A 26,123-nucleotide genomic window follows, 5' to 3' on the forward strand; every position below is an offset into this window, starting at 1 on the left:
GGCGGAGGCGTCACCGCCGGGGCCCCGGTCCGGTCGATCCGCGCACGGTCAGGTGCACCGGCAGCATGACCTGCTGGCGGGTGGTGGGCGACGGGGCGGCCGTGCGGTCCAGCCGGGACAGCAGCATCGACACGGCGACCCGGCCGGCCTGCTCGATCGGGGCGGTCAGCGTGGTCAGCGGCGGGTGGCAGAAGTCGGCGCCGAAGATGTCGTCGCAGCCGACGACGCTGATGTCCTCCGGGACGCGGACGTGGCGCTCGCGCAGGCGCTGCAGGATGCCGATGGCCAGCAGGTCGTTGAAGACGATGCATGCGGTGGCGCCGGTGTTGAGCAGAGCGTCGGCGGCGGCCGGGCCGGAGCCGCGGCCGGACGGGAACGGGCCGATCCGGGTGAAGGTGAGGCGGTGTCGGGCGGCGACGGCGCGCATCGCGTTCCAGCGGGCCTCGTTGGGCCAGGAGCGCTGGGGGCCCGACACGTAGGCGATGTCGCGGTGACCGAGCGACAGCAGGTGCTCGGCGGCCTGGCCGATGCCGGCCGGGGTGTCGATGATGGCGCTGGGCACGCCGCGGACGTTGCGGTTGATGGTGACGAGGGGGATGTCCCCGGCGAGGCGGGCGAGCTCCTTGTCGGGCAGGCGGGACGCGGCGAGGATGGCGCCGTCCAGGGAGCGGCGCATCTTGTGCAGCATCTCGGCCTCGAGCTCGCCGGTGTCCTCGGTGTCGATCAGCAGCTGGGCGTAGCCGGCCGCCTTGAGCTGCTGCTGCGTGCCGCGGATGACGCCGTAGTAGAACGGGTTGGTGACGTCGGAGACCAGCACGGCGATGGCCCGGGTGCGCCCGGACGACAGCGCGCGGGCCGGTGAGTTCGGCACGTAGCGCAGCTCGCGGGCGGCGGCCTCGATGCGTTCGCGGGTGGCGGCGTTGACCCGGCCGGGGTTGTTCAGCGCGCGGGACACGGTCGACGCGGCGACGCCGGTGGCCTCGGCGATGTCGTTGATGGTGACCGGGCGTTTCCCGTCGGCACCGAGGGGCAGGGCGGGCATGGCGCACAGCAAAGCAGGTTTGGCAAAAGATGGCAAACGATTGCCGCCACCGGAGCTGCGCTGATAGCTTCGCCTCGATCCGCTGGTCAAGCAGCATCGATGCGCCGCCGACACCCCCGATGACCCGGCGGCTCACCGCTCACTGAGGAGTGGACACCCCTATGAACCGATTGAAGATCATCGCCATCGGTGCCGCCGCGGCTCTGGCACTCGCGGCCTGCGGCGACGACGCGAAGAGCGACGGCAGCGCCGACGGTGCGCTCAACGGCGCCGGCAAGACCCTCAACGTCCTGATGGGCGCCAACACGATCTACCCGCAGCAGCAGAAGCAGTGGTTCACCGACATCAGCAACGCGTTCAAGGCGCAGACCGGCGCCGAGGTGAAGTTCGAGACGTTCGCCTCCGCCAACGAAGAGCTCACGAAGATCCAGACGTCGGTGGTGTCGGGGCAGGGCCCGGACATCTACGCGCTGGGCACCACGTTCACCCCGACCGCCTACTCCACCGGCGCCTTCCTGGAGCTGCAGGACGCCGACTGGCAGAAGGTCGGCGGCAGGGACCAGTTCCTGCCGGCCACGTTCGGCATCTCCGGGCCCGACGCGCAGCACCAGGTCGGCATCCCGTTCGCCAGCCGCCCGTTCGTCATGGCGTACAACACCGAGCTGCTCAAGGCCGCCGGTATCGACAAGCCGGCCGAAAGCTGGGACGGGCTGCGCGAGCAGGCCAAGAAGCTCACGACCGGCGCCACTCACGGCATGGCCGTCGCCTACGCCGACGGTTTCGACCCGTGGAAGTTCATCTGGGCGATGAGCGTGCAGGCCGGCAACCCGCTCGTCGCGGGCAAGAAGGCGTCGCTGGACGACCCGGTCACGCTGAAGGCATACGAGACATACCTGGGCTGGCTGGCCACCGACAAGGTCGTCGACCCGGCGTCGGTGGGCTGGAAGAACGCCCAGGCGATCGCCGAGTTCGGCGCCGGCAAGGCGGCGTTCCTGCCGATGGTGTCGGCCTCGTCCAAGGTCACCCTGGACAAGTCGCAGGTTGCCGGCAAATACGCGTACGCCGTCATGCCGACGATCCCGCCGGGGCAGAGCAGCCGGCCGTCGGGCGGTGTCGGCGCGACCAGCATCCTGTCCGGCGACAACCTCGTCGTGGCCAAGTACAGCAAGAACAAGGACCTCGCCCTGGCCTTCATCAAGCTGATCACCAGCGCCGGGCAGCAGAAGTCGTACTACCGCACGTTCGGTGACCTGCCGACCAACGCGGCCGCGGCCAAGGAGCTGCAGTCCGACGCGGCCCTGGCGGCGATCGTCGACTCGGCGGGCCACTCGGCCGGCACGCCGTTCAACGGCGGCTGGAGCAAGGTGCAGCTGGCCCTGCTCAACGTGGTCGTGCAGTCGATTCCGGACCTCAAGGCCGGCAAGGTCGACGAGGGCCACCTGAAGTCGCTGGTGGGCGCCGCGCAGAAGGACGCCCAGAGCGCCGTCAACGAGGCGAAGTGACGACGATCGCACGAAGCGCCCGGACGGCCCGACCGGCCGGCCGGGCCGTCAGCCGGCGTCAGCGTCCACTGTGGATGTTGGCGCCGGGTGGCGTCCTGCTGCTGCTCGTCATCGTGCTGCCGCTGGCCGTCGCGCTGCTGGTGTCCACGCTGGACCTCAACCAGTACACGCTTCGGCAGTGGACCGGCGCGCCGAACGTCGGATTCGACAACTACGTGAAGGCGTGGCGGGAGACCGCGCTGCCGCACGCGATCTGGGTCACCGTCGGCTACTCGGTGATCGTGACCGTGGCCGCGGTGCCGGTGGGCCTGGCCGCCGCCCTGGCCACCCAGCAGCGCTTCACCGGGCGGGCGCTGGTCCGCTCGGCATTCCTGATCCCGTACGTGCTGCCGGCGTTCGTCGTGGGCACGGTGTGGCGGACCATCCTGCAGCCGGCCGGGCCGCTGGACCGGGTCCTCGGCGAGCAGAACCTGTGGCTCAACGGGCCGCGCAGCTACTGGGTGCTGGTGTTCGTGCAGCTGTGGACGTCGTGGCCGCTGCTGTATCTGCTGGCGCTGTCCGGGCTGCAGGGCATCGCCGAGGACGTGCACGAGGCCGCGGCGCTGGACGGTGCCGGCTGGTGGGCGAAGCTGCGCCACATCGTGCTGCCGCACCTGCGCGGTGCGCTCGCCCTCGGCATGGTCATCGAGTTCCTGCACACCCTCAACAGCTTCACGCTGCCGTATGTGCTCTTCGGCGTCCCCGCCCCGCACGACGTCGAGGTGCTGCCGGTGCTCACCTACGTGGAGAGCTTCCAGAACTTCAAGTTCGGGCTCAGCGCCGCGATGGCGGTGCTGTCACTGGTGCTGGTGGCCGTCCCGCTGTCGGTGTACCTACGAGCGGTGAGGCTGAACCGCGATGAAGACTGACGTCCAGCGCCTGCTGCCCCGGGGTCTGCAGGCGGCCGTCGTCGCGCTGCTGCTCGTCTTCGCGCTGACGCCGGTGCTGTACATGCTGTTCGCGAGCGTCAACGACGACCTGGCGGTGGCCCGCGGCGGGTTCTGGCCCAGCGCCTTGCGCCCCGGCAACTACCTCGACATCTGGAATACCGTCGAGCTCGGTGACGGCCTGCTCAACAGCGTCCTCGTCGCCGGTGGCGTCGCCGTGCTCTGCGCGCTGGTCTCCGTGGCCACGGCGTACGTCCTGGTGCGCTTCTCCTTCTTCGGCCGCGGCCTGGTCCTGCGCGGGCTGCTGGCGCTGCAGAGCATTCCGGGCACCCTGATGCTGCTGCCGGTGTTCGTGCTGTTCGCCAACCTGGCCCGGGTGCTCGGCATCGACGTGATCGGCACCCGGTGGGCGCTGTTCGTCACCTACCTGACGTTCGCGCTGCCGTTCTCCACCTGGGTGATGGTCACCTATCTGCGCGGGCTGCCGCGCGAGCTGGACGAGGCCGCCCGCCTCGACGGCGCCTCGTCGTGGCGGATCCTGCGCTCGATCGTCGTCCCGCTCAGCTGGCCCGGCCTCGTCGTGTCCGGCATCTTCGCGTTCCTGCTCGGCTGGAACGACGTCCTGTTCGCCTCGGTCATCACCGACGCCGACACCCGCACCGCCGCCGTGGCGCTGCAGGTGTTCGGCGCGACCCAGGAGGGCGGCGCCATCCCGCTCTACGGGCAGCTGATGGCCTCCGCGCTCGTCTGCGCGCTGCCGGTGGTGGTCTTGTACCTGGCATTCCAGCGGTTCCTGGTGGGTGGCCTGACGGCCGGAGGAGTGAAATGAGTTCGGAAACGACGCGGCTCAACGTGGCGATCGTCGGCAGCGGCATCATCGGTGTCAACCACGCCGAGGCGATCGGGCGGCACCCGCGGCTGCGGGTCGCCGCGCTCGTCGATGCCCGCATCGAGGCCGCCGAGGGCCTCGCCGCGAAGATCGACCCGCGCCCGGCGTGCCATCTGACCCTGGCCGAGGCGCTGCGGGCGCAGCGGATCGACCTCGTCGCCATCTGCACCCCCAGCGGCCTGCACGTCGAGGCGGCCGAGCAGACGCTGCGCGCCGGGGCGCACCTGCTGGTGGAGAAGCCGCTGGACACCAACCTGGCCAAGGCCCGCGAGTTCGCGAAGGTGGCGCTGGAGGCCGAGGGGCGCGGCCTCGTCTGCGCGATGGTCAGCCAGCACCGCTTCGACCCGGCGATGGTCGCCGTGCGGACCGCGGTCCGCGACGGGCGGCTCGGCCGGATCACCTCCGCCGTGGTGTCCATGCCATGGTGGCGCGACCAGGCGTATTACGACTCCGCCGACTGGCGCGGCACGTGGGCGTACGACGGCGGCGGGGCGCTGGCCAACCAGGGCATCCACCTCGTCGACCAGATGCTCGCCCTGCTCGGCCGCCCCGAGGAGGTCTACGCCCGCACCGCGCTGGTCTGCCACGAGCGTATCGAGGTCGAGGACCTCGCCGTGGCCACGATCCGCTTCGCCGGCGGCGCCCTCGCCGTGCTGCACGCCACCACCGGCGCCCACCCCGGCCTGCCGGTCCGCCTCGCCCTGCACGGCACCGGCGGTTCCGCGATCCTGCAGGACGACCAGCTGGAGTACTTCCACTCCGCCACCTCCGGCGGCCTGGACCTGGCGCCAGCCGAGCGCTACGGCGCCCCGAAGGCCGCGGACGGGTTCGTCGTCGGGCACCTGCGGCAGTACGAGGACATCGTCGAGGCGATCGACACCGGCCGACCACCAGGCGTGCGGGTCGCCGACGGCCTGCTCGCCCTCGCGCTCGTGCGGGCCGTCTACGTCTCGGCCACCCTCGGCCGCCCCGTCGACTTCGGCCAGGTCCTCGACGGCGTCTTCGACGACGTCACCGTCACAACCCAGGAGTAGCACGTGAGGTTCTCCGTTTTCACCGCCTCGACGCCCGACTGGACCCCCGAGGAGGCCGTCGCCAACCTCGCCGAGCAGGGCTGGGACGGTGTCGAGTGGCGCGTCACCGACCAGGAGCCGGCCGACGCGCCCGGCTTCTGGGCCGGCAACCGCGCCACCTGGCCCCTCACCGGCCTCGAGGACCGCCTCGGCGACATCGACCGCCTGACCCGTGGCGCCGGCCTGGACTACTCCGGCATCGGCGGCTACGCCCGCAGCTTCGAGCGCGACGACGTGGCCCGGCTGCTCGCCGCCACCGCCGCCCTCGGCGCCGGCCGGGTGCGGGTCAACATGCCGCTGCTGCGGACCGGCGACTACCGCGACCTGTTCGCCGGAGCCCGCAAGGACCTCGAGTGGGCCACCGCCGAGGCCGCCCGCCACGGCGTCGCCGTCCTTGTCGAGCTGCACCACGAGACCATCGCCTCGTCCGCGTCCGCCGCCCTGCGCCTCCTCGACGGGCTCGACCCGGCCGCCGTCGGCGTCATCCACGACCTGGGCAATCTCGTCATCGAGGGTCACGAGGACCACCGGGCCGCGTTCCAGCTGCTCGGCCCCTACCTGCAGCACGTCCACGTCAAGAACGTCGCCTGGCACCGGACCGGCACCGCCGCCGACGGTACCGTCTCCTGGAAGGCCGACTGGGCCACGTTGCGCGAGGGCCAGGCCGACGTCGGCGCCTACCTGCGGGCCCTGCGCGAGCACGGGTACGACGGCTGGGTCACCCTCGAGGACTTCTCCACCGCCCTGCCGCTGGCCGAGCGCACCCGCGACAACCTCGCCTACGTGCGAGCCCAGCTCGCCGCGGCCTGATCGGTCGCCGACACCGGCACAGATGCGTGACGGCGTTGCCGGGCCGGCAGGCCCGGCTCGCCGGAGCGGTGACCGTCGAGACGGCCGGGTCAGGCGTCGGTGCGCCCCGCGTAGGCGGCGCCCAGCATGGCCGAGCGCTCGGTGTCGCGGACCGGCCGGGCCGGCACCGCCAGGCCCAGCGCCGGCGCGATGAGGTCCCACGCGCCGACCATCGAACCGCCGAACACCACGACCTCGGCGCCGAAGCGCTCCAGCCATGAGGTGAGCAGCCGGCCGAGGATGCCGAACGCGGCGTCGACGACCTCGCGGGCGTCCTGGTCCCCATCCCGGGCGAGCGCCGCCAGCCCCCGCATGCCGTCGACGGTGGTGCCGGTGCGGGCCAGGTATCCGCGCACCAGCGCCCGGTCCGACACGAGATCCTCGATGTTGACCCCGTCGACGTCGCAGAAGTGGATCTCGCCGTCGGGCGGCACGTCGGGCCCGCTGGAGACCACGGCCCCGTCGGCGAGCCACGACGAGCCGATGCCGGTGCCCAGCGTGATCGCCACACTCCGGCTGGTCCCCAGCGCCGCCCCGTCGATCCACTCGCCGAGCAGGAACGCGTCGGCGTCGTTCACGAATGTGAACGCTCCCGGCTCGGCGGGGATCGCCGCGGCCAGCGCCGCGCGCAGGTCCAGCCCGTGCAGGTCGTCGAACTTGCCGACCCCCTCGTGCAGCGACACCCCGGCCACGTAGTCGAACGGCCCCGGTATCGCCACCGCCCACCGGTCGCCCGGCGCGGGCAGCAGCCGCTTGGCCGCGTCCGCGAGCACACCGACGATCGTGTGCGCGTCCTGCGCGGGATCGAGCTGGTGCCGCTGCTGGTCAAGGATGCGATGACCAGCGACCTCGACGCTACCGGCGGTAACGTGACTGCCGCCGATCTCGAGAACCCGCACGGGGTTGGAAACGGATAGGGTGCCCTGCACGAAGTAAACGTTATCGTACGGCTGAATTGTTGATCTGATCCGTGTAGGGGTAGGCCGTGTGCTTCGATGTCTGGATCAGGCCGGCGAAGAAGTCGTTCATCCGGACCGCCGTCGGCGCGTCGCGCAGGACCAGGCGGCGGGCCTCGGCCGGGGCGTCGTCCAGCTCGGCCGGCAGCGCGCCCGTCGCGGCCTCGGCGACCAGGGCCTGAGCGCGTTCCCAGTCGCCGGGGGAGCCGAGTGTGAACGCCAGCCACGTCGCCAGATGACCGGCGGTGAAGTTACGGTCGTAGCCGGCGTGGGCCCGCAAGAACGAGACCTCGTCCGGTGCGCGGGCGAATGTGGAGTGCAGGGCCAGGCCGAAGTCGGTGAGGTAGACCCGGCGGCCGTCGGTGAGCAGGTTGCCCATGTGGGCGTCGAAGTGCAGCAGGCCGCCCGCGTTCATCGCGGCGAGGCCGGCCTCCAGCTGGGCCGCCACCGCCGCGCAGAATCTCCCGTCGCCGTCGGCCAGCCGCTCGGTGAGCCAGGGGCCCAGCTCGTAGGGGATGCGCTCCAGGAACAGCACCAGCGCCGACCCGGCCGCGTTGAGCTCCGTCAGCCGCCGGCGGACCGCCGCAGACCCGTCCCAGAACGCCACCCGCTCCTCGACGTCGACGGTCTCGGCCGGGACGCGGGGCAGGACGCGCCAGTGGTACAGCATTGGAAACCCGGGATGGCGGCCAGAGCGCACCCAGGCCGTGGTGAGGCGGTGCGCGGTCAGCTCCCGCCACGCGCCGAATCCGGCCGAGCCGATGCCGTACTGGTAGAAACCGGGCAGCCCGAACAGGTTTCCGGTGTCGTGCGGCGCGGCCAGCTCGGTGGCGGTCAGCGGGACCCGTTTGACGAACACCGGGACCCCGTCGACGTCGAGGCCGGCAGTCTCGCCGCCGATGCCGGCGCCGAGCGGTGTGGCGGTGGCCACTATCGCGGTCAGGGTGTCGTCGTCGAGCTTGGCCAGGGCTGGCGCGGCGCGCGTGAACGCCGTGGCGCGGTGATCGATCACGGTCGCAGTCTGCCACTCGGCGGTGGCCGGTGGGGGGCGCGCCCGGACGGCGCGCCCCGGTGCACGGCGTCAGTGCTTGTTGACCGCGTACAACCCGATGATCGTCACGATGACCGCGATCGCGGCGAGGACGGCCAGGGCGATCTTCATGGCGCTGTACGGGCGCTCGCCCGCGACCTCGCCGGTCACGCCGTTGACCTGGATGTTGTACGTCTTGCCGGCGTACAGGTAATAGGCGATCCACACCGGCAGCAGCATGAGCTTGAACGTCACGTCGTTGTACTGCGTGTGGATGCGGTCGACGCGCTGCACGTCGCCGCCGATGTCGTCGCGGCAGTCGCCCTCGATCACCGGGGCCATCTTCTGCTTGGCCGCATCCAGACCCGACTCCGGCTCGACGTCGTAGCGCAGCGTCTCGTGCCCGGCGAGGTACTCCGGGCGATACGGCTGCGCGTCGGGCAGCGGCCACGGGTCGAGCGAGTCGAGGTGCTTCTGCGAGACCTTCGTCGTGCCGGTCACCAGCACGTCGTCGAAGTCCCGCGCCACGGTGCCGCTCGCGTAATACCAGCGTGTCTTCTGCACCTGGCGGGTCTTCGTCTCACCGTTCTCGGTGTAGGTCTCGGTGACGTAGTAGTGCTCGCCGCGCTGGCCCACGTAGTCCGAGACGGTCCGGGAGTCGTACGTCCAGTGCGGCAGGTACATGCTCTTGGCGGACTCCGCCTCGGACACCTTCTTCAGGCCCGACGGCGCGAACCAGCGTGACGACGCCCACTTGCCCAGCGCCTCGCGCAGCCGGCGCCTGTCGAGCACGAAGGGCAGCACCGCCTCCGGGACCACGAGGTCCTGGGGGTTGAGCTGGGCCACGACGGGGGCGCTGCAGAACCGGCAGCGGTCGGAGATGGCGTCGCTCTCCGTCTGCGCGCCACAGTTGCGGCAGACGAAGACGTTCTTGGCCAGCATCGCCACCGGCTTGCGCGGAAGGCTGGTGAAGTTGAGGTAGTCGTGCTCGCGGACTCGCGCGCCGGTGGACTGCAGCACGGTCTCGTGGCCGCAATAGGGGCATTTGAGCACGTTCGTGCCGGGTGCGAACTCGACGTTGGCGCCGCACCCGGCGCACGGATACTGGCTCTGCGACATGGTTGAAATCAGCCGATCGGGGGTAGCGGCGGGGGCACGACGGCGAAGAGGTTGCCGAGCTCGGGCACCTGACCGGCCGGCGTCCAGTTGGCCATGCCGTTCTTCCACACGAGCGTGTCGCGGTTGATCTGCCCGGTCTGCACCTGCGTGCCGAGCGCGCCGGCGTCGAACGGGCCCGCTTGGGCGCCGTTGATCGCCGCGTACCACTGCGCCTGCTGCGGCAGCGGCGGCGGCGGGGCGGCCGGCGCGGCCTGGTGAGCCGGCTGCGGTGCGTAGTGCGGATCGTACTGCGGCTGCTGCGGAGCGTATTGCGGCTGCTGGGGGGCGTACTGCTGCTGCGGCGGGCGCTGCTGCGCGGCGTTCATCGAGTTGGCCACCTGCTGCGCGGCCGCCATGCCCAGGCCCAGGCCGAAGCCCTCGCCCGCGCCGCCCTGGTTGTTCGCCGCGGCCTCCATGGCGTTGGCGGCCTGGAACTTCGTGTACTGGTCCAGGTTGCCCAGCACACCCATCGAGGTGCGCTTGTCCAGCGCCTCCTCGACCTCCGGCGGCAGGGAGATGTTCTCGATGATGAACTTGGGGATCTGGATGCCGTAGCTGGCCAGCTCCTGGGTCAGCACCCCGGCCAGCTTCGTGCCGATCGTGAGCTGCTGCGCGGCGAGGTCGAGCACGGGCACCTGCGCGGTGGCCAGGGCGCTGCCGAGGTGGCCGACGATGAGCTGGCGCAGGAACTCCGACACCTCCTCGGTGCGGAACTGCGGGTCGGTGCCGACGAGCTCCTTGAGCAGCTTCTCCGGGTCGGTCACGCGCAGCGAGTACGCACCGAACGCCCGGATTCGCACCATCCCGAACTCCGGGTCGCGCATCATGACCGGGTTCTGGGTGCCCCACTTGAAGTCGGTGAACTGCCGGGTGTTGACGTAGTACACCTCGGCCTTCCACGGCGAGTCGAACCCGTACTTCCAGCCCTTCAGGGTGGACAGGATCGGCAGGTTCTGGGTCTGCAGCGTGTGCGTCCCCGGGACGAACACGTCGGCGATCTGGCCCTCGTTGACGAAGACCGCGACCTGCGACTCGCGCACGACGAGCTTGGCGCCCATCTTGATCTCGTTCTGGTAGCGCGGGAACCGCCAGACGATCGTGTCCCGGCTGTCGTCGAGCCACTCGATGATATCGATGAACTCGCCTTTGACCTTGTCCCACAGTCCCACGTCGTCCCCCTTGCATCTGGATCGCCAAGCGTCGCAGACCCTAGCAACCGTTTCCGTGAGGAACGCAAGGTTGTCAGGGCAGACGCTGTTGTGTATTTCAGCGTATGAGTTGCCTCGCGTCAGTCAGGAACCGGGCAGCCGTCGCGGGCTTCGATGGCCGAGGCCTTGGAGAACGGAGAAATCCGCCGCTTCACGACAGATTTTTTCGAACATGTCCCCATTTAGTGAGAAAAGTTTCGCGCCCTCCACCGTCGGTCCGAGGCGGTGTGGCGACGCGGGTGCGACCCGGAATCTGCACAGCGCGTCCTCAGCCGCCGGGCGGGGGCGGCCAGGCCAGTGCCCGCAGGCCGGCCGGGCCGCCGTTGACGACGTCACGGTCGTGGCTGTGGCGCTGCTCGGGGTCGCCCGGCTGGTACTGCCACAGCGCGAACGTGCTCCACCCGGCGGGCAGCCTGGTGGCCTTCGCCGAGTAGTTGGCGATGTCCAGCGGATAGCCGCCGTACGACGCGTCGTCGCCCGTGCACGGGTTCCACCAGTAGGTGTTCGTGTAGATCATCGGCTTGCGGCCGATGCCGGCCTCGATCCGGTCCATGAACGCGCGGATCCACGCGCGCATCTGTGACGGGGTCAGGCCGTAGCAGTCGCCGGCCCGGACCGCGGCGTAGGGCCACTCGAGGTCGACGAACGGAACGAGGGTCCGCGCGTCGCGGGTGAACCTCGCGTGGCGCAGGAAGAACTCCGCCTGGCCCACCGGGTCGCCGCGGTCGGGGCGGGCGTAGACGTAGGCGCCGACGTACCGTCCGGCGGCCCGCGCGGCGGCGTAGTCGGCCGCGAAGTGCGGGTTGACGTACCCGGTGCCCTCGGTGGCCTTGATGTACACGAATTGGCTGCCCGCCGCGACCTCGGTGGGCCAGTGCACGGTGAAGCGGCGATGGTCGTGGCTGGACAGGTCGATGCCGCCGATGGGAAAGCCGGCCGGGCGCCCGGCCTGGATCGCGGCGACCGCCTGCGGTGACGGCGGCCCCGCCGGCGGGAGCGCCGGGCGCCCCGGCGGCGCGGCGCTCACCCCCCACAGGGAGCCGGTCAGCAGGAGCAGCGATGCGGCGACGGTCCGGCGCTGCCAGGGTGTCCGCGCGATGCCGCGCGAGATGCGGCGCGCGTGGTCCACCGCCGCGTCCCAACGCTTCGGCATGATCCCAGTGTGCCCGCCGGGCTTCAGGAGGCGCCGCCCCGGCGCCGCGCCGCCGGACCGCCGCCGGGCGGTCATGGGGTGACGGCGTCGTGGAGGTTGCGCATGGCCAGCAGCGAGGAGCGCACCTCCTGCAGCAGCTCGGTGGTGCTCAGCGGCCGCCCCCACGCCCGCGTCGCGAGGTCGTCGAAGCCGACCGTCTCGATGCCGCAGCCGTAGCGGAGGCCGAGCAGGCGCACGGCGTCGCAGTGCTGGTGCCGGACGTACGGGTCGTTCGTGACCAGCAGTACGCGCTCGGCGGCGGTCGGTGTGCACACGTGCTCGGCCCACCCGACGAGGGTGTCGGCCGTGTTCGCCCGGCGCGGCGGCCGGGTCGACGCGGCGGCGAGCACGTGGACCTCCTCGACACCCGGGCGCGGGCCCGGCCAGACCCGGTGCCACCAGCCGTCACCCTCGTGCGTGGCCGCCGGCTCCGCGAGGTTGAGGAACTGGCGCAGCCCCACCATCATCATGTCGGCCTCGGTGTCGATCGGGCCGAGCCCGAGGCGGATGCCCTCGCGGTGCTCCCGGTCGTCGCGCCACCGCAGGCTGCCCAGCCCGGCGAGGGTCCGGGCGCGCAGGTCGCCCTCCAGCAGCCGGGCGACGTAGCCGGTCCGCCCGAGGGCCACGCGGATCCCGCCGCCGAGGACGACGACGTGGTCGTAGCCGTCGCGCGCCGGGCGGTCGCGCCCGGCGAGGCCGAGCACGTGGATCAGCTCGCGCAGCCGGGCGTCCAGGTCGGGGCCGTAGTCGAGGTGGGTGGTGTCGAACCGTTCCCTCACCCCGGCCCGGAAGTCCCAGACCTGCGAGAACTGCGCCGCCCACGCCAGCGCTGGCCCGACCGGGCCGGGCGGCACGTGGCCGCCGAAGTGTCCGACCAGCTCGGCCAGCGCCGGCGAGGTCACCCACTCGCCGATCGAGGCCGCCACCGCCGCCGGATCGGGCCCGCCGGGCTCGCACGGCGGCAGCGGGAACGGTTCCGTCACCGCGCAGACACTACAAGACGCTCTCGCGGATCGCGGGGAAAGGAGCCCGCCCCCTGCCCGATCTGACCCGGGGCCGCGCAGCACGCGCCGAAAAGCCAACCAAGCGATTGCTTGCTTTTCGCGGTACGCCTTGCTAAATCTTTTAAAAGATTAGTTCTTAACCGTGAGGGAGGGGACGTGTCAGCTGCGACGGACACCGCCGCCGAGGCGCCGGTCAAGCAGGGGGGCACGGCCGTCTGGGCGCCGCGCATCACGCCGCCGATCGGGGTGGAGCTCACCGAGCCACAGGCGCTCGCGTGTGCCTTCCGGATCCTGGCGCACGACGGCTTCAGCGAGAACATCGCCGGGCACATCACCATGCTCAAGAACGACGACGGCGACATGTGGATCAACCCGTGGGGGTTGTGGTGGGACGAGGTCTCGGCCTCGGACCTGTGCGTGGTCGACCGCGACGGCCAGGTCGTCGAGGGGCGCTGGGACGTGACGCCGGCGTTCCACATCCACACCGAACTGCACCGGGCGCGGCCCGACGCGCGGGTCGTGGTGCACAACCATCCGTACTACGTGAGCGTGCTGGCGGCCGTCGGCGTGCTGCCCGAGATCGTGCACCAGACCGGGTCGATGTTCGACGGCGACCTCGCGTTCGTGCAGGAGTACACCGGCGAGGTCGATGACGCCGAACTCGGTGCGGACCTGGCCCGGCGCATCGGCGACAAGTCCGTGGTCATCCTGGCCAGCCACGGCATCATCGTCACCGCGCCCACCGTCCAGGAGGCGACGTACCGCTCGGCGAGCATCGACCGGGTCTGCCGCCTCGCCTACGACGTCATGCTGCTCGGCCGCGACCCCCTGGCCATCGCGCCCGGGCTGCGGCACGGCATGAAGCAGTCGCTGCTGGAGCGCGGCACCGACGTTTTCTGGGCTGGCGCGGTGCGCTCGCTGCTGCGCCGTGAGCCCGAGGTATTGGACTAAGACGGACCGACCTGGACCAATCCGGGCCGATCCGGACTGAGCTGGACTGTTCTGAACTGACAGGAGCGACACCCCTATGGCATCGATTGACGAACTGCTGCGCAACACCGGATTCACCACCGCCGACCGGAACAAGGTCACGTTCCTGCCCGACCCGCCGCGGCAGGAGCGCAAGTACACGTTCATCTCCGTCGACGACCACATCGTCGAGCCGCCGGACGCGTTCGAGGGCCGCATGCCGGCGAAGTTCGCCGAGCAGACCCCGCACGTCATCGAGAAGGACGGCAGCCACGTCTGGGTGTACGACGGCAAGGAGTTCCCCAACGTCGGGTTCAACGCCGTCGTCGGGCGTCCCGTCGACGAGTACAGCATGGAGCCGAGCCGCTTCACCGACATGCGCCGCGGCTCGTGGGACATCCACGAGCGCATCAAGGACATGGACCTCAGCGGCGTCTACGCCTCGCTGTGCTTCCCGTCGTTCCTGCCGGGCTTCGCCGGGCAGCGCCTCCAGCTGTCCACAAAGGACGCCGAGCTCGCGCTGGCCGCCACCCGCGCCTGGAACGACTGGAACATCGAGGCGTGGTCCGGCGCCTACCCCGACCGGATGATCCCCTGTCAGCTGCCGTACTTCCTCGACCCGGAGGTCGGCGCCCAGGAGATCTACCGCAACGCCGAGCGCGGCTTCAAGGCGGTGACGTTCACCGAGGCGCCGCACATGCTCGGGCTGCCGTCGCTGCACACCGGGCACTGGGACCCGATCATGCGGGCCTGCGCCGAGACCGGCACCGTGGTGAACCTCCACATCGGCTCGTCGGGCACCTCGCCGTCGACCGCGGCGGACGCGCCGCCGGACGTGGTGGGCGTGCTGTTCTTCGGCTACTCCATGTTCTCCGCCGTGGACTGGCTCTACTCGCGCATCCCGGTCCGCTTCCCGGACATCAAGATCGTGCTGTCGGAGGGCGGCATCGGCTGGGTGCCCGGCCTCGTCGACCGGCTCAACCACATGCTCAGCTACCACTCGATGTACGGCACCTGGAAGGGCATCGACCTCACCCCGGCCGAGGTGCTGCTGCGCAACTTCTACTTCTGCGCGGTCGAGGACCCGTCGTCGTTCGCGCTGCGCGACGTCATCGGCGTCGACCACATCCTGCTGGAGCAGGACTACCCGCACTGCGACTCCACCTGGCCGCACACCCAGCGCACCATCGAGGAGGAGATCGGCGGCCTGCCCGAAGCGGACGTGCGCAAGATGACGTGGGAGAACGCCTCGGTGCTGTACCGCCACCCGGTGCCGACTGCCGTGCAGAACGACCCGAACGCCTACTAGGTTTCAGCGCATGCCCGATTCCGCCGTGGACGACGAGCCGAAGGTCCGCGTCCATCGCCTCGCCGAGCAGGTGGCCGACCACATTCGCGGCCGGATCATCCGCGGCGACTTCGCCGACGGTGACCCGCTGCCGAAGTCGGAGGAGCTGATCCGCCGATACCCGGTCAGTATGCCGACGTTTCGCGAGGCGATGCGCATCCTGGAGGCGGAGGGCCTCATCACGGTCCGCCGGGGACGGCTGGGCGGTGCGATCGTGCACCGGCCGTCCCCGGCGAACCTGGGGTACAACCTCGGCCTCGTGCTGGCCGCCCAGCGGGCCGGGATCGGCGACGTCGCCGTCGCGCTGCGCCACGTCGAGCCGGCCTGCGCCGCGCTCTGCGCCGCCCGCCGAGACCGCGCCCGCACGGTGGTACCGCGCCTGCGGGAGCTGCACGATGAGTACCTCGCCAGCATCGACGACCTGCCCGCCGTCGTGGGCGTGTCGCGTCGCTTCCACGAGGCCCTGGTGAGCCTGTGCGGCAACCCGCCGCTCATCGTCCTCGCCGGCGCGCTGGAGGCGCTGTGGTCCAGCCACGAGGAGAGCTGGGCGAGCCGCACGGAGCCGCATGGTGTACCGCTGAGCAAGCGCCAGGCCTCGGGCGAGGTGCACGGCAAGATCCTGGAGCTCATCGAGGCGGGCGAGGCCGAGGCGGTGCACCAGCTGGTCGCGTCGCACCTGGCCACGGCTCAGCGCAACCCGAAGCCCGCCAGCGATCCGGCCATCGACCTCACCCTGGTGCGCGAGCTGATGCAGCCGCCCGGCGCGGCCGCCGACTCATGACGCGAAGCCCGTCCCGTGGTAGAAGAACCGGCCCAGGCCGACCGTGAAGATGAGCAGGCCGTAGGCGGCGTGCTCCATTCGGCGACCATCCGTGGGACACTGTCATCCAAAGATGACCGTCTCCTCATGGTCGCGTGGACGATGCGCATCGCGAGCTACAACGTCGAGAACCTGTTCAACCGGGCCAAGGCGCTGGATCAGCGCACGTGGGCGGCCGGGCGGCCGGTGCTGGAGGCGTTCGCGCGGGCGGGGGAGCTGCTCGAGGAGCCGATCTACACCGACGAGGTCAAGCACGACATCCTGCGCGAGCTGGGCCGGCTCGGGCTGCGCAACGGTGACCTGGCGAAGTTCGCCCGGCTGCGGCAGAACCGCGGGCGGCTGCTGCGCCGCTCGCGCGACGGGCGGGTCGAGGTGGTGGCCGGCGGGCGCGCGGACTGGATCGGCTGGGTGGAGCTCACCACCGACCGCTGCGACGAGACGGCGCTGCTCAACACGGCCCGGGTCATCCTGGACCTGCGCGCCGACGTGCTCGGCGTCGTCGAGGCCGAGAGCCGGCACGCGCTCAAGCGGTTCACCGAGGGCGGGCTGCGCGGCCGGTATCACCACATCATGGTCATGGACGGCAACGACGAGCGCGGCATCGACGTCGGGGTCATGTCCACCCCCGGCTTCCCGCTCACCGGCCAGCGCACCCACGTCGACGACGCCGACGAGCGCGGGCGGGTGTTCAGCCGGGACTGCCCGGAATACCACTTCGAGCTGCCCGGCCGGCAGGAGCGCCTGGTGGTGCTCGTGAACCATCTCAAGAGCAAGGGCTACGGGGGCAAGGTCGCCTCGGACGCCATCCGGCGGCGGCAGGCGGCGCGCGTCGCGGAGATCTACCGGGCGCAGCGCTCGCCCTTCGTGGTGGTGCTCGGCGACCTCAACGACACGCCGGAGAGCGAGCCGCTGGCGCCGCTGCTGCGCGGCACCGATCTGCGCGACGTGTCGAGGCACCCGGGCTTCGACGACGGCGGGCGGCCCGGCACCTACGGCTACTGCACCGCCCGCAACAAGCTCGACTACGTGCTGCTGTCGCCGGCGCTGTTCGCGGCCGCCAGCGGCGGCGGAATCGAGCGCCGGGGCGTGTGGGGCGGCCGCAACGGCGTGCTGTGGCCCGTCTACGAGACGATGACGAGGGCGGTGCACGCGGGCTCCGACCACGCGGCCATCTACGCGGACATCGATCTGAACAAACTGTGATCGCACATTCGGTGAAATTCGCGCCGAAAGTAGCGGTCGCATCGCTGTTCGTGAAAGTCTGGAATCCGCAACGTCGCGCCTGGCGTGGTGAGCAGGGCGAAGCGCACATCGATGCCCCGCCCGCGCCGAGGGCGCGCGCCGGCCAGGACCAGCCGGAACCGGAGGCGAGATGACGGCGACCTCGGCTGTGAAGAGCCTCGCCTCCGGTGAGCCTCCGATCAATTTCGCCGCGCACCAGCTGCGGGCCGGCAACCTCGCGGGCGCCCGCGACGACTTCGAGCAGATGCTCGCGATGCTGCTCGCGGCGATCCACCCCGGCGCCCGCGCGATCAGCGCGAACCCCGGCGACTGGGGCATCGACATCCTGCTCGGCGAGCTGTCCGGCCTCGTCGTGATCTGGCAGTCGAAGTACTTCTGGCCGATCGTCACCCGCGCGCACCAGGCCCAGATCCGCGAGTCGTTCGACTCCGCGGTGGCCGCCGCGGCGCGCAACGGCTACCGGCTCGCCCAGTGGGTGTTGTGCGTGCCGGCGAGCATGGACGCGCCCACGGCGCAGTGGTGGGACAACTGGCGGGCGCGGCGGCAGCGCGAGACCGGTGTGCAGATCGAGCTGTGGCACGAGAACGCGCTGCGCAACCTGCTGATCAAGCCCGACTGCGCGCACGTGCGCCGGCACTTCTACGACCCCTACGCGGGCGCCCGTGCGGTGCCGGCGCAGGCACCACGGTTGCCGCTGCGAACTCTGCCGCCGGAGGACGGCGCCGCGCTCGAGGACGCGTTGTTCGTGCGGCAGCTTCGCGCGGCCGGGCACACCGAGGTGGGCGCGGCCAAGCGGGAGTACTTCAACGCCGACCTGCTGGCCCGCGAGATCCTCGACAAGCGGGTGCCGGAAGAGCTCGAGGCGCTGGACGAGGCCGACGGCATGGTGCACGGCATCTGGGAGGCCGGCTTCAACCACCATGTCATCAGGTTCCGGGACGATCCGCTGCTACCGGGGCTGCACGCCACCGTGATGCACCAGATCCGCGAGTCCACCGCCTTCCCTGCCGGGCTGCGCGCCGGGCCCGTCCACAAGTGCGGGCTCATGCACCGGGTCGTCGAGCAGCGCCGCGCCGGCTGGGTGACGCACTGGCGGGAGCTGGCATGACGCCCGACGATCTCACCGCCTTCCGGCAGGCCAGGATCCTGCTGGTCCTGGCCGTGGCGGGGGCGGAGGGCGCCGACGCCGAGCGCCTCGGCATCTACGAGTTTCTGGCCGGGCACCCGCTGCTGCTGGCCCGCGCCGAGGACGACCCGGACCGCACCACGCTGCGGCTGGCCGGGTTCGACGACCGCAGCGTCGCCTACGCCAGCCCCGCCCAGCGGTTCGTGACCGCGCAGCTGCACCTGGGCCGCGACCTGTCCGCGCTGGTCGCGCGGGGGCTGGTGCGGGTCACGGCCGCCGGGCGGGTGACGTACCGCCTCACGGACGAGGGAGTGAGCATGGCGAGCCGATTCACGGCGATGTATGCTCAGTCATACATCACAGCCGTACGCATCGTCATCCGGCGGCTCCGGCGCCTCAGCGGTCGTAAACTTCGTGAGGGCCTGCGGCAATGGCTTCTCCCGGTGTCCAGCGGGCACGTGCCAGTCCAGCAAGTGTCATTGAAGGGCGCGCCATGATCGGTTTGCGTACCCACGACGGCATCCGGATCAGGCGGCTGCGCCTCCGCGGCGACGACCGCGCCTACGACGTCGACTTCCGCGCCCCCGACGACGCCCCGCGACCGCTGTCGATCCTGGCCGGCGCGTTCAGCACCGGCAAGACCACCATCCTCGAGTTCGTCGACTACTGCCTCGGCGCCAACGATCACCCCCGGCACCCGGAGATCACGCCGAAGGTCAAGTCCGCGACGCTGGAGGTCGAGCTGTCCGGCTCGCCATACCTCATCGAGCGCGCCGTCGGCGAGCCGTCGATGTTCGCCTACGTGCGCGCCGGCCGCCTCGACGACCCCGGCGCCGCCCCGCGGGTGCGCCGGCCGCTGCGCCCCGCCGGGCACCCCGAGAGCCTGTCCAGCCTGCTGCTCTCGCACTGCAAGCTGCAGGGCGTGCGGCTGTCGTTCGACACCCACGACCCGCTGAGCTTCCGCGACCTCATGTGGCTGTGCCTCCTGCCCAACGAGCGCCTCGACGGCAAGGACCTGCTCTTCGAGAGCGTGCCGATGAAGCACCTCAAGCTGCGCCAGGTCGTCGATGTGGTCTTCGACGTCCACGACGACCACACCGTGGAGATCGGCCGGCGCATTCGCACCGTCGAGGCGGAGCTGGCCGCGGCCCGCACCGCGTATCGCGCCGCCGAGCAGCTCGTCGAGGAGCAGCACGTCGGCAGCCGCGCCGACCTGGAAGCGCTGCACCACAGCGCCAAGGAGGAGCTGTCCGCGTGCGCCCAGGCTCTCGCCGACCTCGACGCCCGCGCCCGGGCCGGCACCGGCTTCGCCGCCGGGCTGCGCGAGCGGCACCGCGAGGCGGCCCGCGCCGCGCTGGTGGCCTACACCGACCTGCGCGACCGCGAGACCCAGCTGCAGCGCATGATCCCGCTGCGCGGCAGCTACGCCGACGACGTGAGCAAATGGACGATGCTCGCCGAGGCCGACCGGCTCTTCGAGACCGCCGCGAGCGTCTGCGCGTCCTGCCAGGCCCCGCTCGACGCAGCCGACGATGAGCGCTGCCCCGCCTGCCGGTTCCCGATCACCCCGGTCGACGTGTCCGGGGAGCTGCGCTCGGCCAGGACCCGCCTGGCGGAGCTCAGCCGATACATCGACGAGCTCGAGCGGGAGATCCCGCGGCTGCGCTCGGCGGCCTCGCGTGCCCAGGAGGCCGAGTCCCGCGCCGCCGCCGAGGTCGACGCCCTGACCGCGCACGCCGTCACCCCGTTCCTGGCCGAGCGCGACGCGATCGCCCGCCGCCGCGAGGAGGCGGCGGCCACCCTCCAGCGCGCCGTCGGCGGGCTGCGGCTGGTGCAGGGCCTCGAACGGCGAGCCGCCGGCATCGTGCAGATGATGGAGCAGGTCGGCGCCGACCGCGAGGAGCTCGTCGCGGCCGGCCCGCAGTCCCGCCGTGCGGACCGCTCCGCCGTGGTGCGCCGCGTCGGCGAGCGCTACCGCGAGATCCTGCGCGAGTTCCGGTATCCGAAGCTCGCCGACGCCTACCTGGCCGAGGACCTCACGCCGTACGTGCGGGGCGAGCCCTACACCGCCGCGTCCTCCGGCGGGCGCACCCTCATCGCGCTCGCCTGGCAGCTGGCGATGTTCGAGACCGCGTGGGAGACCCGCTCGTCGCATCCAGGGTTCCTGCTGCTGGACAGCCCGCAGAAGAACCTCGGCGCGCTCGGCGATCTCGAGGACGGCCAGACGATCGAGCGCGTCTACCGGCACATCGAGGACTGGCTGGCCGGCCGTGGTGTCGGCGCGCAGGTCATCGTCGCCGACAACGCCCCGCCCCCGACCGCCGCCGACGACGTGATCGTGCGCTACTCGCGCCGCGCCGACCAGCCCCCCTACGGCCTCATCGACGACGACGTCTGAGGCTCAGGCCGGCTCACCGTTGCCTCACCACTGGGCCCAGGGCACGTTCCAGTCGCCGAGGCCGTCGTTGAGGGGCAGCTGCTTGGGCGTGTTGCGGACCTCGACGACGTCGCCGGTGTCGAACGTGTCGTAGAACCACTGCGCGTTGGCCGGGGCCACGTTGATGCAGCCGTGAGAGGTGTTGGCCTTGCCATGGGAGGGGATGTTCCAGTCGGCCAGGTGCACGTATTCGCCCGACAGCGAGATCCGGCACGCCAGCCGGATCTTCTCCTCGTAGTAGTTCGGGTTGTTCTTGTCCGTGATGCCGTAGCTGGCGGAGCTCATCGTGACGAGGGGCTCCTTGGTCATCAGCACGTGCACGCCGGAGCGGGTGAAGAAGTCGATCGTCTCGCCCTTGGAGCCGGTCGTGGTCCCGCCCTTGCCCAGGCTGACCGGGATCTTCTTCACCATCTCGCCGTCGACATAGCACTCCATCTGATGCGTGTTGGAGTCGGCGATGGCGATGCGGGACGGGCCGATGGAGAAGTCGGCGGAGTAGTTGCCGCCGCCGTACACCCCGTTGCCTAGGTCGACCCCGAGGAGGTCGACGGCGACCTTGACGGTGGTGCCCTTCGTCCAGTACTTCTCCGGGCGCCAGTGCGCGCTCTGGTTGCTGACCCAGTGCCACTTGCCCTCGACGCCGGGCGAGGAGGTCACCTTCATCGCCCGCTCGGCGGCGTCCTGGTTCTTGACGGCCTTGTTGAAGAACACGATGACGGGCTGGCCGACGCCGTAGGTGGCGCCGTTCTTCAGCGCGAGCATCGGGTTGGCCTGGAACGTGATCGAGGCGACCGCGCTGGGCTTGAGCGTGGTGAAGCTGCTGGTCTCGTTGACGTCCTTGCCGGCCGCGTCGACCCCGGTGACGGTCACCGTATACGTCTGCCCGTAGGTCAGTGCCCCCGTCGAGGTCCAGTTGTGCTTGTCGTCGGCGAGCTTGCCGTCGAGGTTCTTGCCGTTGGCCGCCACGGTGACCGTGCTGAGGGTGCCGTGCTCGATCGCGACCGTGACCTGGCTGGTGGGCGGCACGTCCTTGCTGTCGGCGGCCGGCGCGACGGTGACCTTGGCCGGTGTGCCACCCCCGCCACCCCCGCCGCCACCGTCAGCCCCGTTGCCGCCGGCGCCCGGCGACGACCCGTTCGACGCCCAGGTGCCCTTGGCGTCGTTGTCACACGCGGCGAGCGCGGCGGCCGAGACGATCCCGGCGCCGGCGGTCAGCATCTTGCGACGACTCAACATGTCTGCGTCCTCCCCCGTCCGCGAACGGTACCCACAACGGGCCGCCGCGCAAAACCCTTGGGCCGGTATTGCCCCTGACCGGCCCCGAACCCTAGACGTGGCCGGCGGCGGCCCGGGTTTACAGTGAGCGGCTCAGGAGCCGGAGACGACCGTCACTTCGAGGCGGTCGGTGTAGAAGGCGACGCGCTTCTCGATCGGCGTCACGGCCGGGTATGGCTCCTCGTAGCTCCACACCGCGTTCTCGACCGTCGCGTCCGGTGTGACGACGGAGTAGTAGGACGCGTCCCCCTTGTACGGGCAGTAGGTGCTGTGCTCGGTGCGGCGCAGCAGGTTCTGGTCGACGTCGGCCAGCGGGACGTAGTACACGACCGGGTAGGTCGACTCCTGCAGTGCGAGCGCGTCCGTGGTGTCGGCGACGACGTGCTCGCCGGCGCGTACCACGACCCGCACGCCCGCGGGCGCGACGGTGATCGGGTGGTCGGGGCCTGGGATCAGCTGTGAGCGACTCATGCCGCCAACGCTATGCGGGCAGCAGCCGGTCGACCAGGCGGGCCGCCAGGTCTTCGTCGAGGGTCCACGGCAGGAAGACGGCCCGGTAGACGATCGGCGCGATGATCTGGTCGATCATCTCGTCGGCGGTGACCTGGCTCGCGGTGCCGGCCCGCTCGACGATCTGCAGCGCCTCGGTGCGGCGGTTGCGCAGGCAGTCGGTCTCCCGCTCGCCGGCCATCGGGGTGCCGCCGCGCAGGATCGCGGCGTTGAGCGGCTTGCGGTAGTGCTCGACGATCTCGCCGGCCCACGCGGTCAGGTCGGCGCGCAGGTCGCCGGTCTGCGGCAGCGACCGGTCCGGGTCGAGGCGGTACGTCGCGATGTCGTTGAGCATCGCCGGCGCGTCGCCCCAGCGGCGGTAGATGCTCGTCGGGTTGACGCCCGCGCGCTCGGCGACCATCGGGATCGTCACCTTCTCCGCCCCGCGCTCGCGGACGAGGTCCTCCACGGCGTACCGGATCGCCGACAGCACGGCGGCGCTGCGCCCGCCGGTGCGGCGCACAGGGGCAGACATGATGTGACCCTCCTAACTAAAGCAAATATCGTTGCTTTAACGACCGGGATGTGGCGTACGTTCAGCCTAACGCAAGAACTTTTGCTTTAGGAGTCGCGCGATGTCTACCGCAACACTCGAACGCCCGCTCGTCACCGGCCGCCGCCGGACCCTTCCGCCGGGCGTGGCGTTCGCCGGCGCCGCGCTGGCCTTCGCGTCCCTGTATCTCGCGGCCGGCGCGCCCACGTCCCTACTGGTCCTCTTCGAGCACCAGTGGGGCTTCGCGCCCTGGGTGCTGACGGTGGCGTTCGCCGCCTACGCCTTCGGCCTGCTCGCCTCGCTGCTCGTCGTCGGCTCCCTGTCCGACCACGTCGGGCGCCGCCCGGTGCTCATCGGCGCGCTCGTCGTCGAGCTCGCCGCGATGCTCATGTTCGTGTTCGCACCCGGCATCGGCTGGGTGATCGCCGCCCGGATCGTGCAGGGCGTCGCCACCGGCGCCGCGACCAGCGCGTTCACCGCCGCCCTGGTCGAGCTCGCGCCCCCGGGGCACAAGCGGCTCGGCGGCATTCTCGGCGCCGTCGCCCCCGCCGGCGGCCTCGGCCTCGGCGCCCTGCTCACCGGCGCCGCCGTGCAGTTCACGCACGAGGCGAACCTCATCGTCTTCACCAGCCTCGCCGTCATCATGGCGCTGGGCACCGTGACCGCGGCACTGTCGGCCGAGACGGTCAGCCGCCGCCCGGGCGCCGTCGCCGCGCTGCGGCCCCAGGTGTCGGTACCGCGGCCGGCCCGCCCGGACTTCCTGGCCGCCGCCCCGGCGCACCTGGCCTCCTGGATGCTGGCCGGGCTGTTCATGGGCCTGTCGCCGAGCATCCTGCGCGACGTGTTCCACCACGACAGCGGCCTGCTCAACGGCGTGACCGCGTTCCTGCCCCCGGCGGCTGCCGCGAGCGCCGCCTACCTGCTCAGCCGATACCCCGCGCGCACCGTCGTGCGGTTCGGCACCGTCGCCGTCCTGGCCGGCGCCGCGATCGTGCTCGCCGGCATCGGCACGGTCACCCTGCCCCTGCTGTGGGTGGGCGGCCTGGTCGGCGGGGCCGGCTTCGGCTCCACCCTGTCCGGCGCCCTGCGTACGGTCGGCCCGCTCGCCGAGGCCCACCAGCGGGCGGGCCTGTTCGCCGCGGTGTTCCTGGTCGCCTACCTCTCCTTCGGCGTGCCGACCATGCTCGCCGGCCAGCTCGTCGCGCCGCTGGGTCTGCTGAACACCGTGCTGTGGTACGGCGGCGCGATCATCGTGGCCGCGCTCGTCGCGCTCGCCGCCCAGCTGCGCCTGGCCCGGTAGCCCCTCATCCCCAAGCTTCGACACGCGGTCGGTTTTCTCGTTCACTCGGAGGTTCAGATGCAGCTCGAAAACGCAGTCGTCCTGGTCACGGGCGGCAACCGGGGACTCGGACAGGCGTTCGTGGAGGCCGCGCTGGCGCGCGGCGCCCGCAAGGTCTACGCCGCCGCCCGCGACCCGCGGTCCGTGCGCACGCCCGGCGCCACGCCGCTCGCCCTCGACGTCACGGATCCGGATTCGGTACTCCACGCGGCCGGCCAGGCACAGGACGTGACCCTGGTGGTGAACAACGCCGGCATCAGCATGCGCGCGAGCGTGCTCAACGGCGCCATCGCCGACATTCGCCGCGAGTTCGAGACGAACTTCTACGGCCTGATCCACGTCAGCCGCGCCTTCGCCCCGATCCTCGCGGCCAACGGCGGCGGGCACCTGCTCAACGTGCACTCGGTGCTGTCGTGGATCAGCCAGGGCACGTCGTACAGCGCGTCCAAGGCCGCCGCCTGGCAGGCGACGAACGCATTGCGGCTGGAGCTCGCGCCCCAGGGGACCGGGGTGACCGGGCTGCATGTCGGGTACATCGACACCGACATGACCGCGGGCATCGAGGGCCCGAAGGCGTCCGCCGCCGAGGTCGCCCGGCTCGCCTTCGACGGGGTCGAGGCGGACGCGTTCGAGGTGCTCGCCGACGAGGTCAGCCGCAATGTCAAGCGCGGCCTGTCCGCCGCACCGGAGGCTCTCTACCCGCAGCTGGTGTAATTGGAATATGAGCACATACCGGACCGAGGGCGAGTTCAAGCGCGACGCGCGGTACATCGGCAGCCGCGTCACGGCGGACGGCCGGTTCGGCTATCCGGTCGAGCCCGGCCGCTACCGCCTGGTGGTCAGCCGGGCATGCCCGTGGGCGAGCCGGGCCATCATCGTGCGCCGGCTGCTGGGGCTGGAGGACGTGCTGTCGATGGGCGTGTGCGGCCCCACCCACGACGTGCGTAGCTGGACGTTCGACCTGGACCCGGGCGGCCGCGACCCGGTGCTGGGCATCGAGCGGCTGCAGGAGGCGTATTTCAGGCGCTTTCCCGGCTACGAGCGCGGGATCACCGTGCCCGCGATCGTCGACGTGCTCACCGGCGAGGTCGTGACGAACGACTACGACCCGCTGACGCTGGACCTGTCGACGGAGTGGACCGCGTATCACCGCGAGGGCGCGCCCCGGCTCTACCCCGAGGCCCTGCGCGCGGAGATCGACGAGGTCAACGAGCTCGTCTTCCGCGACGTCAACAACGGGGTGTACCGCTGCGGCTTCGCGGGCAGCCAGGAGGCCTACGAGAACGCCTACCGCCGCCTGTTCGCGCGCCTCGACTGGCTCTCGGAGCGCCTTTCGCGGCGGCGGTACCTCGTGGGTGACTCCATCACCGAGGCCGACGTGCGGCTGTTCACCACGCTGGTGCGCTTCGACGCCGTGTACCACGGCCACTACAAATGCAACCGCGAGAAGCTCACCGAGATGCCGGTCCTGTGGGCCTACACGCGCGACCTGTTCCAGACCCCGGGCTTCGGCGACACCGTCGACTTCGACCAGATCAAGCGCCACTACTACGAGGTGCACCGCGACATCAACCCGTCCGGCATCGTCCCGCTCGGCCCCGACCTCTCCGGCTGGCAGGAGCCCCACGGCCGCGAATCGCTCGGCGGCACCCCGTTCGGCGCCGGCACGCCCCCGACGGCCCCCGCGGACCGGTAG

General features: G+C 71.2%; 26 protein-coding genes. 16 read left to right on the plus strand and 10 right to left on the minus strand.

Translation table 11 applies throughout. The annotated features are described in order from the left end of the window. Nucleotides 1–10: 10 nt before the first annotated feature. Nucleotides 11–1,042: a LacI family DNA-binding transcriptional regulator gene (locus AB0367_RS08220; RefSeq protein WP_366225505.1), complete on the minus strand. Its 1,032-nt coding sequence runs from the start codon at nt 1,040–1,042 to the stop codon at nt 11–13. Nucleotides 1,043–1,203: 161 nt separating this feature from the next. Here AB0367_RS08220 and AB0367_RS08225 point away from each other — a divergent pair, with 161 nt between their 5' ends. The 5 genes from AB0367_RS08225 (at nt 1,204) to AB0367_RS08245 (ending at nt 6,242) form a co-directional block, all read left to right on the plus strand. Next, nucleotides 1,204–2,544, plus strand: coding sequence for an extracellular solute-binding protein (locus AB0367_RS08225; protein ID WP_366225506.1), 1,341 nt, complete (start codon nt 1,204–1,206; stop codon nt 2,542–2,544). Nucleotides 2,545–2,618: 74 nt separating this feature from the next. After that, nucleotides 2,619–3,452 (plus strand): sugar ABC transporter permease, encoded by an 834-nt coding sequence (locus AB0367_RS08230; RefSeq protein WP_366225507.1) that lies wholly within the window; start codon nt 2,619–2,621, stop codon nt 3,450–3,452. After that, nucleotides 3,442–4,299, plus strand: coding sequence for a carbohydrate ABC transporter permease (locus AB0367_RS08235; RefSeq protein ID WP_366225508.1), 858 nt, complete (start codon nt 3,442–3,444; stop codon nt 4,297–4,299). The genes AB0367_RS08230 and AB0367_RS08235 overlap by 11 nt, the downstream gene beginning before the upstream one ends. Then, nucleotides 4,296–5,393 carry a Gfo/Idh/MocA family oxidoreductase gene (locus tag AB0367_RS08240; protein WP_366225510.1) on the plus strand — a complete coding sequence of 366 codons (1,098 nt, stop codon included), beginning with the start codon at nt 4,296–4,298 and terminating at the stop codon, nt 5,391–5,393. Before AB0367_RS08235 ends, AB0367_RS08240 begins: the two co-directional genes overlap by 4 nt. A 3-nt stretch (nt 5,394–5,396) precedes the next feature. Then, entirely contained in the window at nt 5,397–6,242 is an 846-nt protein-coding gene (locus AB0367_RS08245) for a sugar phosphate isomerase/epimerase (protein WP_366225511.1), read from the plus strand. A gap of 89 nt (nt 6,243–6,331) precedes the next feature. On the opposite strand, the gene AB0367_RS08250 is transcribed toward AB0367_RS08245, so the two are convergent. The 6 genes from AB0367_RS08250 to AB0367_RS08275 all read right to left on the minus strand — a co-directional run bounded on the left by AB0367_RS08250 (nt 6,332) and on the right by AB0367_RS08275 (nt 12,808). Then, nucleotides 6,332–7,210: an ROK family protein gene (locus AB0367_RS08250; protein WP_366225512.1), complete on the minus strand. Its 879-nt coding sequence runs from the start codon at nt 7,208–7,210 to the stop codon at nt 6,332–6,334. A 10-nt stretch (nt 7,211–7,220) separates the two neighbouring features. Further along, entirely contained in the window at nt 7,221–8,249 is a 1,029-nt protein-coding gene (locus tag AB0367_RS08255; RefSeq protein ID WP_366225513.1) for a serine/threonine protein phosphatase, read from the minus strand. Between the two features lie 69 nt (nt 8,250–8,318). Then, nucleotides 8,319–9,386, minus strand: coding sequence for a hypothetical protein (locus tag AB0367_RS08260; RefSeq protein WP_366225514.1), 1,068 nt, complete (start codon nt 9,384–9,386; stop codon nt 8,319–8,321). An 8-nt stretch (nt 9,387–9,394) separates the two neighbouring features. Beyond that, complete coding sequence (locus tag AB0367_RS08265) at nt 9,395–10,594, minus strand: SPFH domain-containing protein (protein WP_366225515.1); 1,200 nt, start codon at nt 10,592–10,594, stop codon at nt 9,395–9,397. Nucleotides 10,595–10,901: 307 nt separating this feature from the next. Further along, on the minus strand, nt 10,902–11,786 hold the full coding sequence (locus AB0367_RS08270) for a GH25 family lysozyme (protein WP_366225516.1): 885 nt from the start codon (nt 11,784–11,786) through the stop codon (nt 10,902–10,904). A gap of 71 nt (nt 11,787–11,857) precedes the next feature. After that, nucleotides 11,858–12,808, minus strand: a complete 951-nt coding sequence (locus tag AB0367_RS08275) for a hypothetical protein (RefSeq protein ID WP_366225517.1) — start codon at nt 12,806–12,808, stop codon at nt 11,858–11,860. Nucleotides 12,809–12,985: 177 nt separating this feature from the next. Here AB0367_RS08275 and AB0367_RS08280 point away from each other — a divergent pair, with 177 nt between their 5' ends. The 8 genes from AB0367_RS08280 to AB0367_RS08315 all read left to right on the plus strand — a co-directional run bounded on the left by AB0367_RS08280 (nt 12,986) and on the right by AB0367_RS08315 (nt 20,732). Further along, the gene (locus AB0367_RS08280; RefSeq protein ID WP_366225518.1) at nt 12,986–13,780 is read left to right on the plus strand and encodes a class II aldolase/adducin family protein; all 795 of its coding nucleotides are present in this window, start codon (nt 12,986–12,988) and stop codon (nt 13,778–13,780) included. 76 nt (nt 13,781–13,856) lie between these two features. After that, nucleotides 13,857–15,107 (plus strand): amidohydrolase family protein, encoded by a 1,251-nt coding sequence (locus AB0367_RS08285; RefSeq protein WP_366225519.1) that lies wholly within the window; start codon nt 13,857–13,859, stop codon nt 15,105–15,107. 10 nt (nt 15,108–15,117) lie between these two features. Then, nucleotides 15,118–15,927 (plus strand): GntR family transcriptional regulator, encoded by an 810-nt coding sequence (locus tag AB0367_RS08290; protein ID WP_366225520.1) that lies wholly within the window; start codon nt 15,118–15,120, stop codon nt 15,925–15,927. A gap of 126 nt (nt 15,928–16,053) precedes the next feature. Continuing rightward, nucleotides 16,054–17,169, plus strand: a complete 1,116-nt coding sequence (locus AB0367_RS08295; protein ID WP_366225521.1) for an endonuclease/exonuclease/phosphatase family protein — start codon at nt 16,054–16,056, stop codon at nt 17,167–17,169. Continuing rightward, nucleotides 17,166–17,342: a hypothetical protein gene (locus AB0367_RS08300; RefSeq protein ID WP_366225522.1), complete on the plus strand. Its 177-nt coding sequence runs from the start codon at nt 17,166–17,168 to the stop codon at nt 17,340–17,342. Before AB0367_RS08295 ends, AB0367_RS08300 begins: the two co-directional genes overlap by 4 nt. Then, nucleotides 17,339–18,316: a hypothetical protein gene (locus AB0367_RS08305; RefSeq protein WP_366225523.1), complete on the plus strand. Its 978-nt coding sequence runs from the start codon at nt 17,339–17,341 to the stop codon at nt 18,314–18,316. Before AB0367_RS08300 ends, AB0367_RS08305 begins: the two co-directional genes overlap by 4 nt. Then, nucleotides 18,313–18,831, plus strand: coding sequence for a hypothetical protein (locus tag AB0367_RS08310; protein ID WP_366225525.1), 519 nt, complete (start codon nt 18,313–18,315; stop codon nt 18,829–18,831). The genes AB0367_RS08305 and AB0367_RS08310 overlap by 4 nt, the downstream gene beginning before the upstream one ends. Next, nucleotides 18,828–20,732, plus strand: coding sequence for a DNA recombination protein RecN (locus AB0367_RS08315; RefSeq protein WP_366225526.1), 1,905 nt, complete (start codon nt 18,828–18,830; stop codon nt 20,730–20,732). Before AB0367_RS08310 ends, AB0367_RS08315 begins: the two co-directional genes overlap by 4 nt. A 24-nt stretch (nt 20,733–20,756) precedes the next feature. On the opposite strand, the gene AB0367_RS08320 is transcribed toward AB0367_RS08315, so the two are convergent. From AB0367_RS08320 to AB0367_RS08330, 3 genes are all read right to left on the minus strand, one after another. Continuing rightward, on the minus strand, nt 20,757–22,007 hold the full coding sequence (locus AB0367_RS08320; RefSeq protein ID WP_366225527.1) for an Ig-like domain-containing protein: 1,251 nt from the start codon (nt 22,005–22,007) through the stop codon (nt 20,757–20,759). Nucleotides 22,008–22,139: 132 nt separating this feature from the next. After that, the gene (locus tag AB0367_RS08325) at nt 22,140–22,517 is read right to left on the minus strand and encodes a DUF427 domain-containing protein (RefSeq protein WP_366225528.1); all 378 of its coding nucleotides are present in this window, start codon (nt 22,515–22,517) and stop codon (nt 22,140–22,142) included. Between the two features lie 10 nt (nt 22,518–22,527). Further along, on the minus strand, nt 22,528–23,070 hold the full coding sequence (locus tag AB0367_RS08330; RefSeq protein WP_366225529.1) for a TetR/AcrR family transcriptional regulator: 543 nt from the start codon (nt 23,068–23,070) through the stop codon (nt 22,528–22,530). A gap of 100 nt (nt 23,071–23,170) precedes the next feature. Between AB0367_RS08330 and AB0367_RS08335 the strand changes: the two genes are divergently transcribed. Genes AB0367_RS08335 through AB0367_RS08345 form a run of 3 tightly spaced genes read left to right on the plus strand, consistent with a single transcriptional unit; the run spans nt 23,171 to nt 26,123 of the window. Beyond that, complete coding sequence (locus tag AB0367_RS08335) at nt 23,171–24,388, plus strand: MFS transporter (protein ID WP_366225530.1); 1,218 nt, start codon at nt 23,171–23,173, stop codon at nt 24,386–24,388. Nucleotides 24,389–24,445: 57 nt separating this feature from the next. Continuing rightward, nucleotides 24,446–25,141, plus strand: a complete 696-nt coding sequence (locus AB0367_RS08340) for an SDR family oxidoreductase (protein ID WP_366225531.1) — start codon at nt 24,446–24,448, stop codon at nt 25,139–25,141. A 7-nt stretch (nt 25,142–25,148) separates the two neighbouring features. Next, complete coding sequence (locus tag AB0367_RS08345; protein WP_366225532.1) at nt 25,149–26,123, plus strand: glutathione S-transferase C-terminal domain-containing protein; 975 nt, start codon at nt 25,149–25,151, stop codon at nt 26,121–26,123.

Origin of the sequence: Dactylosporangium sp. NPDC051484 (assembly GCF_040689395.1) — a bacterium.
GTDB lineage: Bacteria > Actinomycetota > Actinomycetes > Mycobacteriales > Micromonosporaceae > Dactylosporangium.

Excerpts from the sequence above, each read along its gene's own strand:
- AB0367_RS08220 (WP_366225505.1), bottom strand. The coding sequence starts at position 1,042 with ATGCCCGCCCTGCCCCTCGGTGCCGACGGGAAACGCCCGGTCACCATC.
- AB0367_RS08225 (WP_366225506.1), top strand. The coding sequence starts at position 1,204 with ATGAACCGATTGAAGATCATCGCCATCGGTGCCGCCGCGGCTCTGGCA.
- AB0367_RS08230 (WP_366225507.1), top strand. The coding sequence starts at position 2,619 with ATGTTGGCGCCGGGTGGCGTCCTGCTGCTGCTCGTCATCGTGCTGCCG.
- AB0367_RS08235 (WP_366225508.1), top strand. The coding sequence starts at position 3,442 with ATGAAGACTGACGTCCAGCGCCTGCTGCCCCGGGGTCTGCAGGCGGCC.
- AB0367_RS08240 (WP_366225510.1), top strand. The coding sequence starts at position 4,296 with ATGAGTTCGGAAACGACGCGGCTCAACGTGGCGATCGTCGGCAGCGGC.
- AB0367_RS08260 (WP_366225514.1), bottom strand. The coding sequence starts at position 9,386 with ATGTCGCAGAGCCAGTATCCGTGCGCCGGGTGCGGCGCCAACGTCGAG.
- AB0367_RS08270 (WP_366225516.1), bottom strand. The coding sequence starts at position 11,786 with ATGCCGAAGCGTTGGGACGCGGCGGTGGACCACGCGCGCCGCATCTCG.
- AB0367_RS08285 (WP_366225519.1), top strand. The coding sequence starts at position 13,857 with ATGGCATCGATTGACGAACTGCTGCGCAACACCGGATTCACCACCGCC.
- AB0367_RS08290 (WP_366225520.1), top strand. The coding sequence starts at position 15,118 with ATGCCCGATTCCGCCGTGGACGACGAGCCGAAGGTCCGCGTCCATCGC.
- AB0367_RS08295 (WP_366225521.1), top strand. The coding sequence starts at position 16,054 with ATGGTCGCGTGGACGATGCGCATCGCGAGCTACAACGTCGAGAACCTG.
- AB0367_RS08305 (WP_366225523.1), top strand. The coding sequence starts at position 17,339 with ATGACGGCGACCTCGGCTGTGAAGAGCCTCGCCTCCGGTGAGCCTCCG.
- AB0367_RS08310 (WP_366225525.1), top strand. The coding sequence starts at position 18,313 with ATGACGCCCGACGATCTCACCGCCTTCCGGCAGGCCAGGATCCTGCTG.
- AB0367_RS08315 (WP_366225526.1), top strand. The coding sequence starts at position 18,828 with ATGATCGGTTTGCGTACCCACGACGGCATCCGGATCAGGCGGCTGCGC.
- AB0367_RS08320 (WP_366225527.1), bottom strand. The coding sequence starts at position 22,007 with ATGTTGAGTCGTCGCAAGATGCTGACCGCCGGCGCCGGGATCGTCTCG.
- AB0367_RS08325 (WP_366225528.1), bottom strand. The coding sequence starts at position 22,517 with ATGAGTCGCTCACAGCTGATCCCAGGCCCCGACCACCCGATCACCGTC.
- AB0367_RS08330 (WP_366225529.1), bottom strand. The coding sequence starts at position 23,070 with ATGTCTGCCCCTGTGCGCCGCACCGGCGGGCGCAGCGCCGCCGTGCTG.
- AB0367_RS08335 (WP_366225530.1), top strand. The coding sequence starts at position 23,171 with ATGTCTACCGCAACACTCGAACGCCCGCTCGTCACCGGCCGCCGCCGG.
- AB0367_RS08340 (WP_366225531.1), top strand. The coding sequence starts at position 24,446 with ATGCAGCTCGAAAACGCAGTCGTCCTGGTCACGGGCGGCAACCGGGGA.
- AB0367_RS08345 (WP_366225532.1), top strand. The coding sequence starts at position 25,149 with ATGAGCACATACCGGACCGAGGGCGAGTTCAAGCGCGACGCGCGGTAC.